14 protein-coding genes are annotated in these 12,882 nt (G+C 63.2%); 11 read left to right on the forward strand and 3 right to left on the reverse strand.

Going from position 1 to position 12,882, the window contains the following annotated elements; translation table 11 throughout:
* Window positions 1-27: 27 nt before the first annotated feature.
* Entirely contained in the window at window positions 28-480 is a 453-nt protein-coding gene (locus IB258_RS29580) for a GNAT family N-acetyltransferase (RefSeq protein ID WP_054455825.1), read from the reverse strand.
* A 218-nt stretch (window positions 481-698) separates the two neighbouring features.
* Here IB258_RS29580 and IB258_RS29585 point away from each other — a divergent pair, with 218 nt between their 5' ends.
* Window positions 699-1,004 carry a hypothetical protein gene (locus tag IB258_RS29585; RefSeq protein ID WP_125470748.1) on the forward strand — a complete coding sequence of 102 codons (306 nt, stop codon included), beginning with the start codon at window positions 699-701 and terminating at the stop codon, window positions 1,002-1,004.
* Between the two features lie 25 nt (window positions 1,005-1,029).
* Here the strand turns inward: IB258_RS29585 and IB258_RS29590 are convergent, their stop codons facing one another.
* Window positions 1,030-1,587: a hypothetical protein gene (locus IB258_RS29590; RefSeq protein WP_054455823.1), complete on the reverse strand. Its 558-nt coding sequence runs from the start codon at window positions 1,585-1,587 to the stop codon at window positions 1,030-1,032.
* Window positions 1,588-1,629: 42 nt separating this feature from the next.
* Between IB258_RS29590 and IB258_RS29595 the strand changes: the two genes are divergently transcribed.
* Window positions 1,630-1,986 (forward strand): transcriptional regulator, encoded by a 357-nt coding sequence (locus IB258_RS29595; RefSeq protein WP_054455821.1) that lies wholly within the window; start codon window positions 1,630-1,632, stop codon window positions 1,984-1,986.
* A 32-nt stretch (window positions 1,987-2,018) separates the two neighbouring features.
* Here IB258_RS29595 and mnmE read toward each other — a convergent pair whose 3' ends face one another.
* Complete coding sequence (gene mnmE, locus IB258_RS29600) at window positions 2,019-3,371, reverse strand: tRNA uridine-5-carboxymethylaminomethyl(34) synthesis GTPase MnmE (protein WP_192353572.1); 1,353 nt, start codon at window positions 3,369-3,371, stop codon at window positions 2,019-2,021.
* A 115-nt stretch (window positions 3,372-3,486) separates the two neighbouring features.
* Here mnmE and IB258_RS29605 point away from each other — a divergent pair, with 115 nt between their 5' ends.
* From IB258_RS29605 to IB258_RS29645, 9 genes are all read left to right on the forward strand, one after another.
* Window positions 3,487-5,073 (forward strand): ABC transporter substrate-binding protein, encoded by a 1,587-nt coding sequence (locus IB258_RS29605; RefSeq protein ID WP_054455818.1) that lies wholly within the window; start codon window positions 3,487-3,489, stop codon window positions 5,071-5,073.
* Between the two features lie 7 nt (window positions 5,074-5,080).
* Window positions 5,081-6,055 carry an ABC transporter permease gene (locus IB258_RS29610; protein WP_042795861.1) on the forward strand — a complete coding sequence of 325 codons (975 nt, stop codon included), beginning with the start codon at window positions 5,081-5,083 and terminating at the stop codon, window positions 6,053-6,055.
* Window positions 6,052-6,972 carry an ABC transporter permease gene (locus IB258_RS29615; protein WP_054455815.1) on the forward strand — a complete coding sequence of 307 codons (921 nt, stop codon included), beginning with the start codon at window positions 6,052-6,054 and terminating at the stop codon, window positions 6,970-6,972. Before IB258_RS29610 ends, IB258_RS29615 begins: the two co-directional genes overlap by 4 nt.
* Window positions 6,973-6,983: 11 nt before the next feature.
* Window positions 6,984-7,985 carry an ABC transporter ATP-binding protein gene (locus IB258_RS29620; RefSeq protein ID WP_192353573.1) on the forward strand — a complete coding sequence of 334 codons (1,002 nt, stop codon included), beginning with the start codon at window positions 6,984-6,986 and terminating at the stop codon, window positions 7,983-7,985.
* Window positions 7,982-8,998 (forward strand): ABC transporter ATP-binding protein, encoded by a 1,017-nt coding sequence (locus IB258_RS29625; protein ID WP_175181607.1) that lies wholly within the window; start codon window positions 7,982-7,984, stop codon window positions 8,996-8,998. The genes IB258_RS29620 and IB258_RS29625 overlap by 4 nt, the downstream gene beginning before the upstream one ends.
* 28 nt (window positions 8,999-9,026) lie before the next feature.
* A complete protein-coding gene (locus tag IB258_RS29630; RefSeq protein ID WP_054455809.1) occupies window positions 9,027-10,226 on the forward strand; it encodes a M20 aminoacylase family protein in 1,200 nt (399 codons plus the stop codon).
* A gap of 359 nt (window positions 10,227-10,585) precedes the next feature.
* A complete protein-coding gene (locus IB258_RS29635; protein WP_054455807.1) occupies window positions 10,586-10,981 on the forward strand; it encodes a RidA family protein in 396 nt (131 codons plus the stop codon).
* 4 nt (window positions 10,982-10,985) lie between these two features.
* Entirely contained in the window at window positions 10,986-11,837 is an 852-nt protein-coding gene (locus IB258_RS29640; RefSeq protein WP_054455805.1) for a fumarylacetoacetate hydrolase family protein, read from the forward strand.
* Between the two features lie 45 nt (window positions 11,838-11,882).
* Window positions 11,883-12,839, forward strand: a complete 957-nt coding sequence (locus tag IB258_RS29645) for a tripartite tricarboxylate transporter substrate binding protein (protein ID WP_054455803.1) — start codon at window positions 11,883-11,885, stop codon at window positions 12,837-12,839.
* Window positions 12,840-12,882: the final 43 nt, after the last annotated feature.

Below are 12,882 nucleotides of genomic sequence, written 5' to 3' on the forward strand. Positions count from 1 at the left end.
GCATTAGTGAAATAGGGAAAATAACCCTTAAATAAGGGGCTTTTTCATGAAAACTCGCTTCAGACCGATTTCCTCGGCGCGATGGGTTTCCACATAACCGTATCGCGTGTAGATCGCGATGTTCTCGGTCATTTTCTCCTGCGTGTACAACCGGATGCTGGCATAGCCGGCCTGGCGCGCCGCGGTTTCCGCGAACTGCATCAGGTCGCGGCCATAGCCTTTTCCCTGCGCTTGCGGATCCACCGCGATGTTGTCCAGCAGCAGGCAATCGGCTTCCGGAATCAGGACCAGCACAGCTTGCACGGTATCGCGTACACGCAGCACATGGACCACGCCCTGCGTGACGCGGGCACGGTAATCATCAAGCATCGGTCCGGGCGTCGCGCCGATGCGCGCAACATAGTGGCCATAGGCTTGCGCGACGATTCGTTCGATGTCAGGCAGATCGTCGAGGCTGGCGAGGCGTATGTCAGGGTGCATGCGAGGTCCGGATGAAGCGCTGCCCGGCGTGGGCGGATTTCCCGGAAATATAGGACGTCCGGACCGTCGCAGGATTATTTTTATAATTAGTTATAAAATTTATAACTAATAGTTCGCTTGTATACCCCGAAGATGATGTGCGATCACCGCAGAAAGTCGCAGAGTGATTCCGCAAAGGAGTGTCGATGGCACCTAATACGTCTTTCCCGGGGAACAGCGTGTCCGACAACCTGTGGAACGACTATGCAAAGTTCTTCGAGGCTTGTTCAGGCGTGCTGGACCGGGTCGAGCAGCACAGGGATAGCGGCATCGCCTTGTCGGAGAGTGAGTTGTCGGAGTTGAGAACCATGGCGCTCAACCTCAATACATTCGGCCGGGTGCTGCATGGAAAAAGAGCGCGGGAAATGCGCCTGCTGGCTGAGCGTGCCGAACGGGCATTGGGCAAGGCCGAAGCAGCCTCGGCGCTTGCGCCGATACAGGAAGACAGCGAGTCCGAAGATGACCCGGCCGCAGTGACGGGCTAAGCCCGAGGCAGGTTCCTTCAGGCAGTCAGGCAGCGCGCCGGCGCAGGACCGCGCGTCCCAAGGCGCTGATTACCTTGAGCGTATACAACACGAACAAGGATCCCGTAATGTCTCCGGTCAGCATCGCGATGAAGCCGTCGGCGAGCGCGGCTCTCTCTCCCTGGAGAAAGAACCAGAGATGGTGAATGGTCGTATTCACTACCGCATAGACTACGGCGCAGATCAGCAGACGCCAGGCCGTAAGGTTGGCCAGGTCGGGCTGCAATCGCAGTGCCGAACGGGCCCAGCGATAGGCCAGGTAGGGAGCGGCAGCGGCCATGATGCCCCCCGCCACGGAGCGGAGCATGTCGTCAGGAAAGTAGTAGCAGAAGCAGGCGATCCACGATCCGGCCAGCAGCCCGAGCGCCGCAGGCAGGCCAAACAGCAAGGTGCATATCAGGCGCACGCCCGCCGGCAGATAGATCCAATTGATGCCCCGCACAAACTCAAGATTGGTGAACACCCATTCATTGACGGCCAGACTGCCCAGGAACAGCGCCATCGTCACCAGAGCCCACTTACCCTGATCTAGAATGTTCCCCATACCTCGAATTCCGCCGCTTGTCAGTCGCCGCGTCCATTATCCATGAAAGAAAAAAAGAGACCCGCTGACATCTACATGCGCTTTCTGCGCCTGACCGATGCGCTGCGCGGCCTGCCCGCGCTGCCGTCGCTCGATCCCCTGGAAGAACGCATACTCACGCTAATCGCGCGCGCGTCGCAGGAACAACGTCGCTTGTCCGTGCGCGATGTGATGGCGGTGGATAGCATAGGGTCACCCGCGACCTTGCACGCGCGCTTGAAATCGATGCGCGAGAAAGGCTGGGTGCTGCTAGTCGATACCGAGGACGCGCGCCGCAAGCAGGTCGAACTCAGCCAGGCGGCGTTGTCGCATTTCGACCGCTTGTCGGAATGCCTGGTGGAAGCGGCGCGCAAGCCCTGAGCTGCAGCGCTGCAACATGCCGCCGCGCAGGCTTATTTCCCGATACAGAAGCTCGAGAAGATCTCGCCCAGCAGATCGTCGCTGGTGAACTTGCCCGTGATGCTGGACAGGCTGTCATGTGCCAGCCGCAGTTCTTCCGCAAACAAGTCCAGTACGCGGTCGTCCTGTTCCGCATGCGCGCCGGCCAACTCCAGATGTTCCGCCGCATCTTGCAAGGCGTGCAGGTGGCGCTCCCGCGCGAGCCAGGGGGATTCGCCGCCGGGATTCCAGCCTGCGATGCGCAGCAACTCTGCACGCAGTTCGTCCAGGCCCGCACCGCGCTTGGCCGAGATTCCAAGTTCCTGAGGACCGGCGGCAAAAGGCGTGGACAACAGATCCACCTTGTTGAAGACCTTCAGCACAGGCGTGCGCGGCGGCAGGCGCGCGGTGATCTGGGCGTCCAGCTCGTCGCCGGGCTGGGTGGCATCCTGCAGATGCAGGATGACGTCGGCGCGCTCGATTTCCTGCCAGGTGCGCGCAATGCCTATGCTTTCCACCGTGTCCTCGGTTTCCCTGAGGCCGGCGGTGTCGACGATATGCAGCGGCACGCCGTCGATGTGGATCTCCTGCACTACCTTGTCGCGGGTGGTGCCCGCGATCGGGGTGACGATGGCGATGTCGTCGCCGGCCAGCGCATTGAGCAGGCTGGACTTGCCGACGTTGGGCTGGCCGGCCAGCACCACGTGCAGGCCTTCGCGCAGAATCACGCCCTGGCGCGCTTGCGCGATCAGTTTGGCGAGGTCCGTGGTCAGCGCTTCCAGGGTCGGGCGGGCTTGATACTTCTCGAGGAAGTCGATTTCCTCTTCGGGGAAATCCAGCGTCGCTTCGACCAGCATGCGCAAATGGATGATGCGGTCCGACAGGTCGTTCACGCGCGCGGAAAAATCGCCCGAGAGCGACGCCATGGCGCCGCGCGCGGCCGCTACCGACGAGGCCTCGATCAAATCGGCTACGGCTTCGGCCTGAGCCAGGTCCATGCGGTCGTTGAGGAAGGCGCGGCGCGTGAATTCGCCCGGCTCGGCCAGCCGGATGCCAAGATCGCGGCCGGCGGCCAGACAGCTTTCCAGCACGCGGCGCAGCACGGCGGGGCCGCCATGCCCTTGCAGTTCCAGCACGTCTTCGCCGGTATAGGAATGCGGCGCGCGGAAATAGATGGCGATGCCTTCGTCCAGCAATTCGCCCGTGCCGGATTTGAACGGCAGGTAGTGCGCATGTCGCGGCGTGAGTTCGCGCTGGAACAGGCGCCGCACGAGTTCGGACAGGTCCGTGCCGGAGATGCGGACGACGCCGATACCGCCTCTTCCGGGGGCGGTTGCGATGGCGGCGATGGGGGCGTAGGCGGACATATTTCGGGCAAGGCAAGGCGAGAACAATAAGGGAATATAACTGTTGCGCCGTCCCTTGTTTGCTGGTTAATGTGGCCCGGAGGTTCAAAACCCGAAACAATCCAGGGAGATCACAATGGCATCTCGGTTTTCGCGTGTCTTGGCCTGCGGCTCAGCCGCGGTGATATTGGCCTTCGGCACCTTCAGTTCGGCTATGGCCCGCGATCTGGTGATCGCCTTGAAGACCGAACCTTCGTCGATGGATCCGCAGTATCACGCGCTCACGCCCAATACGCAGATCTCCCAGACCATATTCGATACCCTGGTTGCCACCGACGCGCAGCTCAAGCCGCAGCCCGCGCTGGCCGAGTCCTGGACCGTGGACGGCAAGGTGTGGACTTTCAAGCTGCGCCCTAACGTGAAGTTCTCCGACGGCACGCCGTTCACCGCGGAAGACGTGGTCTTTACGTATGCGCGCGTCCCCAAGGTGCCCAACAGTCCCTCGCCGTTCACGCTGTATCTGGGTTCGGTCGAGAAGACCGAAGCGGTCGATCCCAGCACCGTGCGCATCACCACCAAGGACGTGGCGCCGAACCTGCTGGTCAACCTGGCGCAGTTGCCCATCATGTCCAAGAAAGCGGCGTCGGGCCCCGCGGCCGAGGGCAAGACGACGACGGAACTCAATAGCGGCGACGGCCTGATAGGCACCGGTCCCTACAAGTTCGTGTCCTGGAAGCGCGGCGCCGAATTCGTGCTGGCGCGCAACGACAACTATTGGGGCAAGAAGCCCGAATGGGATCGCGTGGTCTACCGTCCCATCAGCAACGCGGCCGCGCGCGTGGCCGCGCTGCTAGCCGGCGACGTCGACATGATCGAGGATCCCCCAACCGATGACCTGCCCAAGCTCAAGGGCGACAAGAAACTCTATGTAGAGGAAACGCCGTCGGTGCGTGTCGTCTACGTGGCGCTGGACCAGTTCGCCGAGCCCTCGCCGGGCGTGCAAGGCACCGAAAAGAACCCCATGAAGGACAAGCGCGTGCGCGAAGCGCTGTCGCTCGCCATCAACCGCGATGCGCTGGTCGAGCGCGTGATGGGCGGGGTGGCGTTGCCCGCGGGAAATCTGTTGCCCTACCCCATGTTCGGTTCCAGCAAGGAGCATTCGAAGGCTCCCAAGGCCGACGTGGAAAAGGCCAAGGCCTTGTTGAAGGAAGCTGGTTATCCCAACGGCTTTTCCATCACGCTGGGCTCGCCGTCGGGCCGCTATGTCAACGATTCGAAGGTGGCGCAGGCGATCGCGTCGATGTGGACCCGCATCGGCGTGAAGACCAGCGTGGATGCGATGGCGCCCCCGGTGTTCTTCAAGAACCGCGACAGCTATGCGTTCTCGGCCTATCTGGCGGGCTGGTCCGTGACCAGCGGCGAAATGTCCAACGCGCTGACCTCGCTGCTGGTGACGCGCAATCCCGAAGCAGGTTTGGGCACCACCAACCGCAGCCGCTACTCCAATCCCAAGATGGACGCGCTGGTGAAGGAAGCCTCGTCGACCATGGACGATGCCAAGCGTGCGGACCTCTTGTCCAAGGCCAGCAACATCGCCATGGATGACTACGCCATGCTGCCTGTGCACTTCGAGTTGTCGGTATGGGCGATGAAGAGTGACATCCGCTATCAGGGCCGCCCAGACCAGGTCACGCTCGCGCAGTTTGCAACGCTGAAGAAGTAAGGCGCTAGTGCTTGCAACAATCGTAAGAAGGCTGCTGCAGACCATCGTCGTCATGCTGGTCATGTCGGCGCTGGTCTTTGCCGGCATCTACATGGTGGGCGACCCGGTCTCGATGCTGGCCAGCCCGGAAGCGACCGAAGCGCAACGCGCGGCGGTGCGCGCATCGCTGGGCCTGGATCTGCCGCTGTGGCGGCAGTACCTGATCTTCATGGGCCAGGCGGTGCGCGGTGATTTCGGCAACAGCTTCCTGACGGGCGAACCGGCCATGAGGCTGATCCTGGAGCGCATGCCGGCCACGGTGGAACTGGCTTGTGTGGCCATGCTGCTGTCGGTGCTGATCGGCGTGCCGTTGGGCATCCTGGCCGGCCTCAAGCCCAAGGCAGTGGGCTCGCGCGCGATCATGACGGGCTCGGTGCTCGGTTTCTCGCTGCCTAACTTCTGGGTTGGCCTGATGCTCATCATGGTGTTCGCCGTGATACTCGGCTGGGTGCCGGCGGGTGGGCGCGGCCAGACCGTCAGCATCGGATCGCTGCAGTTGAGCGTGCTGACTTTCGACGGCTGGCTGAGCCTGGCGCTGCCTGCGGCCACGATCGCCTTCGCCAAATGCGCAATGATCATCCGCGTGACGCGTGCCGCCACGCGCGAAGCCCTGCCCATGGACTACATCAAGTTCGCGCGCGCCAAGGGCCTGTCTGAAAAGCGCGTACTGGGCGTGCATCTGCTCAAGAACATCCTGATTCCCGTGGTGACGGTGGCGGGCCTGGAGTTCGGCCAGGTGATGGCCTTCGCCGTCGTGACGGAAACCGTGTTTTCCTGGCCGGGCATGGGCAAGCTGCTGATCGATTCCATCATCAACCTGGACCGTCCGGTGGTGGTGGCGTATCTGCTCTTGATCGTGTTCTTCCTGGTCATGCTGAATCTGGTGGTGGACATCATCTACACGGTGCTGGACCCCCGCGTACGCTTGGATAGCCGCCGATGAACACACCCGCCACCGCCGCCGCGCCCCCGGTTCAGGCCAAGGAGCAGACGCCCTGGCGCCGATTCCTGTCGGACTTCTTCGCCAGCAAGCTGGCCACGCTGGGTTTGATCATGCTGGTCGTGATCGTGGGCGCCGCGCTGCTTGCGCCCTGGATCGCGCCGCAGAATCCTTACGACCTGGCGACGCTGGACATCATGGACTCCAAGCTCAAGCCGGGCAGCGAAAGCGGCGACGGCAGCATGCGTTATTGGTTGGGCACAGACGGCCTGGCGCGCGACCTGTTCTCGGCCATCCTTTACGGCATGCGCACCAGCCTGTTGGTGGCCAGCGTTTCGGTACTGGCGGCCTTCGGCATCGGCGCCACGGTGGGCCTGATCGCAGCCTATTTCGGCGGCCGCATCGACGCTTTGCTGATGCGGGTTGTGGATATCCAGTTGTCGTTCCCCGCCATCCTGGTTGCGCTGATGTTGCTGGCGATTCTGGGCAAGGGTGTGGATAAGGTGATCATCGCGCTGATCGTGGTGCAGTGGGCGTATTTCGCGCGCGCCGCGCGCGGCGCGGCGCTGGTCGAGCGCGGCAAGGAATACGTGGAAGCGGCGCGCTGCATGTCGCTGTCGTGGGGGCGCGTGCTGTTCCGTCACGTGCTGCCCAACTGTATGCCGCCGCTGATCGTGATCGCCACCATCGACTTGGCGCATGCGATTGCGCTGGAGGCCACGCTGTCGTTTCTGGGCGTGGGCGTGCCGGTGACGGAGCCGTCGCTGGGCATGTTGATCTACAACGGCTTCGAATATCTGCTGTCCGGTCAGTACTGGATTTCGTTCTTCCCCGGCATTGCGCTGGCGCTGGCCATCATCGCCATCAATCTGGTGGGCGACCACCTGCGCGATGTGCTCAACCCGCGCCACGCGAATTGAGGGCGGGCGCCATGCAGACACTTGTGGAAAAGTCCCCGGCGACGCCCATACTCGAGGTGCATGGCCTGAAGACGCACTTCTACACGCGCAATGGCGTGGTAAAGGCGGTGGATGGTGTGGACCTGACGCTGGCCGAAGGCGAGATCCTGGGACTGGTGGGCGAATCGGGGTCGGGCAAGAGCATCACCGGCTTTTCGCTGATGGGACTGCTGGATGAGCCGGGCCGCATCGTCGACGGCACCTTGCGCTTGAACGGCGAGGACTTGCGCAACGCGACACCCGCGCGCTGGCGCGAGTTCAGGGGCCAGGAGATCGCCATGATCTTCCAGGATCCCATGATGACGCTGAACCCGGTACTGCGCGTCGATACGCAGATGATCGAGGCGGTGCAGGCGCACAGCAAGGTATCGCGCGAGCAAGCCCGCCAGCGCGCCTTGCAGACGCTCGCCATGGTGGGCATCCCTTCGCCCGAGGAGCGTCTGCGCACCTATCCGCACCAATTATCAGGCGGCATGCGGCAGCGCGTGGCGATCGCGATTGCGCTCTTGAATTCGCCGCGCCTGATCATCGCCGACGAGCCCACCACGGCGCTGGATGTGACCATACAAGGACAGATCCTGTTCGAAGTGCAGAAGCTGTGCCGCGAAACCGGCACCGCGCTGATCTGGATCACGCACGACCTTGCCGTGGTCGCGGGCCTGGCGGACCGTGTGTCGGTCATGTATGCGGGGCGCGTGGTCGAAACCGGCACCACGCAGGCGGTCATCAGCCATCCCATGCATCCCTACACGCATGGCCTGATCGCTTCCATACCCACGCCCGAATCCCGTGGCAGGCCGCTGGTTCCGATCCCCGGCATGACGCCGTCGCTGCTCAACCTGCCGCAAGGCTGTGCGTTCCGTGGGCGCTGCCCGCGCGCCACCGACGCCTGTCTGGTCGAACCGCAGCCCGTGGAGGTGCGCCCGGCGCAATGGGTGCGTTGCTGGCATGCCGGAGGGCCAGATACCAAATGAACGCCGCAGAACGAGATCCCGCGGTCCCTATCCTGTCGTTGCGCGAGGTCGAGCTGCGCTTCGTGCAGCCCGTGGACCTGGCCGGCCGAATCGCCAACCTGCTGGGCGCCGGTTTGAAGACGCAGGTCGTGCATGCAGTGGCGGGTGTGGACCTGGATGTGCGGCCGGGCGAAGTGATAGGCATCGTGGGCGAATCCGGCTGTGGAAAATCCACGCTGGGCCGTATCGTGTCAGGCATCCTGCCGCCGACGGCGGGCGAAGTCAGCTACAAGGGCCGCGCCGTGAAGGCCATGGCGGGCCCGGAACGGCGTGCCTATGAGCTGGGCGTGCAGATGATCTTCCAGGATCCCTATGCCTCGCTGAACCCGCGTATGCGCGTGCGCGAGATCATCGGCGAGGCGCCCGTGGCGCACGGCCTGGTCCGCGCGCGCGACAAAGCCGAGTACGTCGCCGGGCTGATGCGCCAGGTGGGGCTGGATCCGGCTTTTGCACAGCGTTATCCCCATCAATTCTCTGGCGGCCAGAGGCAGCGCGTAGGAATTGCGCGGGCGCTCGCGCTCAAGCCTTCGGTCATAGTTTGCGACGAGGCGGTCGCCGCGCTGGACGTGTCGATCCAGGCCCAGGTGCTTAATCTGTTCGAACGGTTGCGTGCGGACCTGGACCTGACCTATCTTTTCATCAGCCACAACCTCAGCGTGGTCAGCCACATCTCGGACCGCGTGGCCATCATGTATCTGGGCCGCGTGGTGGAGCTGGCGCCTACCGACACGGTCTTTCAGCGGGCCAACCATCCGTACACGCAGGCCTTGCTGAAGGAACTGCCGACGCTGCAGCCGGGGCGACGCACCTACCAGCCCATCAAGGGCGAACTGCCGTCGCCCCTGGACCCGCCGACGGGCTGCGCCTTCCACCCGCGTTGCCCGCATGCGATGCCGCGCTGCAAAGCAGAACGGCCGTTGCTGCGTGAAGTCGCCCCGGGTCAGTTCAGCGCCTGCCATCTGAACGATACGTGAATTCAACTCTTACGCCTTATCCACAGCCATGAAAACCATAGACGAAATCGAACGCGCCCACGGCGACCTCACCGCGCTGCGGCGGGATATCCACGCCCATCCGGAACTTGCTTTCCAGGAAACGCGCACGTCCGCGCTGGTCGCGGAGCGTTTGCGCGGCTGGGGCCTGGAAGTCCACACGGGGCTGGGGAAAACCGGCGTGGTGGGTATTTTGCGCGGCGGCAACGGCAAGAAAACCATAGGTTTGCGCGCCGACATGGACGCGCTGCCCATGCCCGAGCACAACCGCTTTGCGCACAAGTCCACCATCAGCGGACGCATGCACGGCTGCGGCCACGACGGACACACGACCATGCTGCTGGGGGCGGCGCAATACTTGTCCACACACCGCGATTTCGATGGCACGGTGGTGTTTATCTTCCAGCCGGCCGAGGAAGGCGGCAACGCCGGCGCGCGCGCCATGATGCAGGACGGCCTGTTCGACAAATTCCCTTGCGACGCGGTGTTCGGCATTCACAACATGCCCGGCATGCCGGTCAACCAGTTCGGTTTTCGGGCGGGCCCGACCATGGCCTCCAGCAACCGCTGGGACATCGTCATCAAGGGCGTGGGCGGCCACGCGGCGCAGCCGCATGCATCGGTGGACCCCATCATTGTCGCGGCCGACATGGTGCATGCCCTGCAGACGGTGATCTCGCGCAGCAAGAATCCGCTGGAGCAGGCCGTGCTTTCGATCACGCAGATCCACGCGGGCGACGCCTACAACGTGATTCCCGGCGAAGCCGTGCTGCGCGGCACCGTGCGCACCTATTCGGTGGAGACCCTGGACAAGATCGAGGCGGACATGCGCCGCATCGCGACCACCTTGCCGCAGGTCTACGGCGGCACGGGCGAACTGGATTTCGTGCGCGCATATCCCCCGCTGGTGAATTGGGAAAAGGAAACCGCCTTTGCCGCCCAAGTCGCCGAAGACGCGTTCGGCGCCGAAAACGTGCAGCGCGAGATGCCGCCCTTCATGGGGGCGGAGGACTTTTCCTTCTTCCTGGAAGCGGTGCCTGGGACCTACCTGTTCCTCGGCAACGGCGACGGCGACCATCGCATGGAGACCTATCACGGCATGGGTCCGTGCCAGTTGCACAACCCGAATTACGACTTCAACGACGCCTTGCTGCCGGTGGGCGCAACATATTGGGTAAAACTGGTTCAGGCTTTTCTGCCGAAGTCCTGATCCACGCAAGTCTTTGATTTAAAAGGCGCGGACTCCCTACGGACCGCGCCTTTTTTCATGGCCGGCCAAGGTTGTACACAGGCTGTCCACCTGCTATTCACCGCCTATCCACCGGGATATCCCCCGACAATCCACCGCTTTTCCCTGGCTTGCCACCAGGCTTATCCCAAGACTTATCCACAGGCTTGGCAGCGCGATTGGTCAGTGAAATTCGCTCGTTCCCAGGGTAAATGCGTATGCCTGCGAGGCCGGCACGGCCTTGACTGACGCCGGCATGCCAGCCTAGCATTGATATAACTGTGAAATATCACTGTTATTTTTAACCGGCAATTCCAACCCAACTTCGAACAGGAAATCCCATGGTCCAGAAAGTCCGCATTACCAGCCCCCACGTCGCCGAAGCCGAGCCCGGCCTGTGGTCCAACTGCCTGCGCGTGAAAGACTCGGTCTACCTGTCGGGACTGACCGCCCGCGCCAACGACGGGAGCACCATCCAGGGCGCGAATGCCTACGAACAAGCCCAGGTCATCTTTGCGAAGATGAAGCATCTCCTGGAAGCGGCGGGCGGCCAGATCGACGACATGGTCACGCTGACGATCTTCCTGACCAACATGGCCGACAACCAGCAAGTGTGGAAGGCGCGTCGCGAATTCTTCAGCGGCGATTTCCCCGCCTGCGCGCTGGTGCAGGTATCCGCCCTGGCCAAGCCTGAGATCCTGGTGGAAATCCAGGGCCAGGCCCGTCTTGCGGACTGACACCATGAAAATCGTTCGCTATGCCAGCGAATCCGGCCCGGTATTGGGCCGGCTGGACGGCCAAGCTATCACGCCCTTTCAGGGCGTGGCCGACGTACAGACGCTGTTGAGCCAGGTCGCGCACGCCAGCGGCGCGGCTGTGGCACTGGATTCGGTACGCCTGCTCGCACCCATCGTCCCGCAACGCAATGTGTTCTGCGTCGGCTGGAATTACCTGAAACACTACGACGAAAGCAAAGGCAAGCGCGAAGGCCAAGAGGTCGAGCTGCCTGAACGCCCCACTTTCTTCAGCAAGCTGCCGACTACCGTCGCCGGACCGCAAGACAGCGTGCCGTTGCATGAAGCCTATACGTCCAAGCTGGATTGGGAGGTCGAGCTGGCCGTGGTGATCGGCAAGGAAGGACGCGATATCGCTGAGGAGGATGCCCTGGAACATGTGTTCGGCTACACGGTGGCCAATGACCTCAGTGCACGCGATCTGCAGCGTGCGCACGGCGCGCAATGGTTCAAGGGCAAGAGCCTGGACGCGACCTGCCCGATGGGGCCGGTCCTGGTCACCGCCGATGAGATCGACGATCCGCAGAATCTCGCCCTGAGCTGCGAGGTCAATGGTGTGCGCATGCAGGCTGGCCATACCCGCAATCAGATCTTCAGCGTGGCGCGCGTGATCGCGGAGCTGTCGCAGGGACTGACCTTGCTGCCCGGCGACGTCATCCTCACCGGCACGCCTGAAGGGATAGGAGCGGCCCGCCAGCCTCCCTTGTTCCTGCGTGATGGCGACGTCGTGGAGTGTTGGGTGGACGGCATAGGTTCACTGCGCAACGTCGTGCGCGCAGGCCTGCGCTACGCGGAATAAGCCGCCTGCCGTGCGGCACCAATGACAAATCAAGGGGTAAACATTATGAAGAAAACCGTATTGGCCGCCGCGCTGGCGCTGGCGAGCATGAGCGCCGCCGCCGACACGTTCCCGTCGCAGCCCATGACGCTGATCGTGCCGTATACCGCAGGCGGCTCCTCCGACGCGCTGGCGCGGGCGCTGACCAAGGCCATTGCGAAGAACACCGGAGCCAACATCATCGTCGAAAACCGTCCCGGCGGCAGTACCGTGATCGGCGCACAGACCTTGCTGGGCAAGCCGGCTGACGGCAACACGGTCCTGCTGATCGCAGCAAGCTTCGTCATCAATCCCTATCTGTTGAACCAGCTGCCCTATGACAGCGTGAAGGACTTCCAGCCGGTCACGCAGCTGGCGTCCAACCCGCATGTGTTGGTGGTCGGACCCAAGGTGCCGGCTGGCGATCTCAAGGCGTTCCTGGCCTGGGCCAAGGACCAGGGCGACAAGGCGACCTTCTCTTCGTTCGGCAATGGCTCATCAGGCCATCTGGGATTCGAGATGCTGAAAAAACAGGCCGGCGTGGGCATGATGCACGTGCCGTACAAGGGCGCGGCGCCAGCGACCATGGCGGTACTGAGCGGCGAAGTGGATGCGACGCTCGGGGACGTGGGCGTGGTTGCGCCGCATATCCAGGCGGGCAAGCTGCGCGCCCTGGCAGTGGCTGGAAGCGCGCGCACGCCAGCGCTGCCCGATGTGCCGACCTTTGCCGAGGCCGGCCTGCCGGGCTTCGAATCGCAAACCTGGATGGGGCTGCTCACGCGCACGGGCGTGCCCGCCGATCGCGTGCAGCGTCTGAACCAGATGTACTCCGAAGCGCTGCAGGATGCCGACGTGCGCCAGATCCTGGCGCAGCAGGGCATGGTGGCTGCAGCCTCCACGCCAGATGCGTTCGCGGCATACATGAAAGCCGAATCCGCCAAGTACGGACAGGCCATCAAGGACGGCAACGTGCGCATCGACTGAGGAAACGCTGGCCCGCCCGCACCGGTCGCTATAATCGCAGCGG

Origin of the sequence: Achromobacter sp. ACM02, from assembly GCF_014851605.1 — a bacterium.
Taxonomy (GTDB): Bacteria; Pseudomonadota; Gammaproteobacteria; order Burkholderiales; family Burkholderiaceae_B; genus Achromobacter; species Achromobacter aegrifaciens.

What these genes read in the sequence shown, in the direction of transcription:
- IB258_RS29580 (WP_054455825.1), bottom strand. Translation starts at nt 480, where the DNA reads ATGCACCCTGACATACGCCTCGCCAGCCTCGACGATCTGCCTGACATC.
- IB258_RS29590 (WP_054455823.1), bottom strand. Translation starts at nt 1,587, where the DNA reads ATGGGGAACATTCTAGATCAGGGTAAGTGGGCTCTGGTGACGATGGCG.
- IB258_RS29595 (WP_054455821.1), top strand. Translation starts at nt 1,630, where the DNA reads ATGAAAGAAAAAAAGAGACCCGCTGACATCTACATGCGCTTTCTGCGC.
- mnmE (WP_192353572.1), bottom strand. Translation starts at nt 3,371, where the DNA reads ATGTCCGCCTACGCCCCCATCGCCGCCATCGCAACCGCCCCCGGAAGA.
- IB258_RS29605 (WP_054455818.1), top strand. Translation starts at nt 3,487, where the DNA reads ATGGCATCTCGGTTTTCGCGTGTCTTGGCCTGCGGCTCAGCCGCGGTG.
- IB258_RS29615 (WP_054455815.1), top strand. Translation starts at nt 6,052, where the DNA reads ATGAACACACCCGCCACCGCCGCCGCGCCCCCGGTTCAGGCCAAGGAG.
- IB258_RS29620 (WP_192353573.1), top strand. Translation starts at nt 6,984, where the DNA reads ATGCAGACACTTGTGGAAAAGTCCCCGGCGACGCCCATACTCGAGGTG.
- IB258_RS29625 (WP_175181607.1), top strand. Translation starts at nt 7,982, where the DNA reads ATGAACGCCGCAGAACGAGATCCCGCGGTCCCTATCCTGTCGTTGCGC.
- IB258_RS29630 (WP_054455809.1), top strand. Translation starts at nt 9,027, where the DNA reads ATGAAAACCATAGACGAAATCGAACGCGCCCACGGCGACCTCACCGCG.
- IB258_RS29635 (WP_054455807.1), top strand. Translation starts at nt 10,586, where the DNA reads ATGGTCCAGAAAGTCCGCATTACCAGCCCCCACGTCGCCGAAGCCGAG.
- IB258_RS29640 (WP_054455805.1), top strand. Translation starts at nt 10,986, where the DNA reads ATGAAAATCGTTCGCTATGCCAGCGAATCCGGCCCGGTATTGGGCCGG.
- IB258_RS29645 (WP_054455803.1), top strand. Translation starts at nt 11,883, where the DNA reads ATGAAGAAAACCGTATTGGCCGCCGCGCTGGCGCTGGCGAGCATGAGC.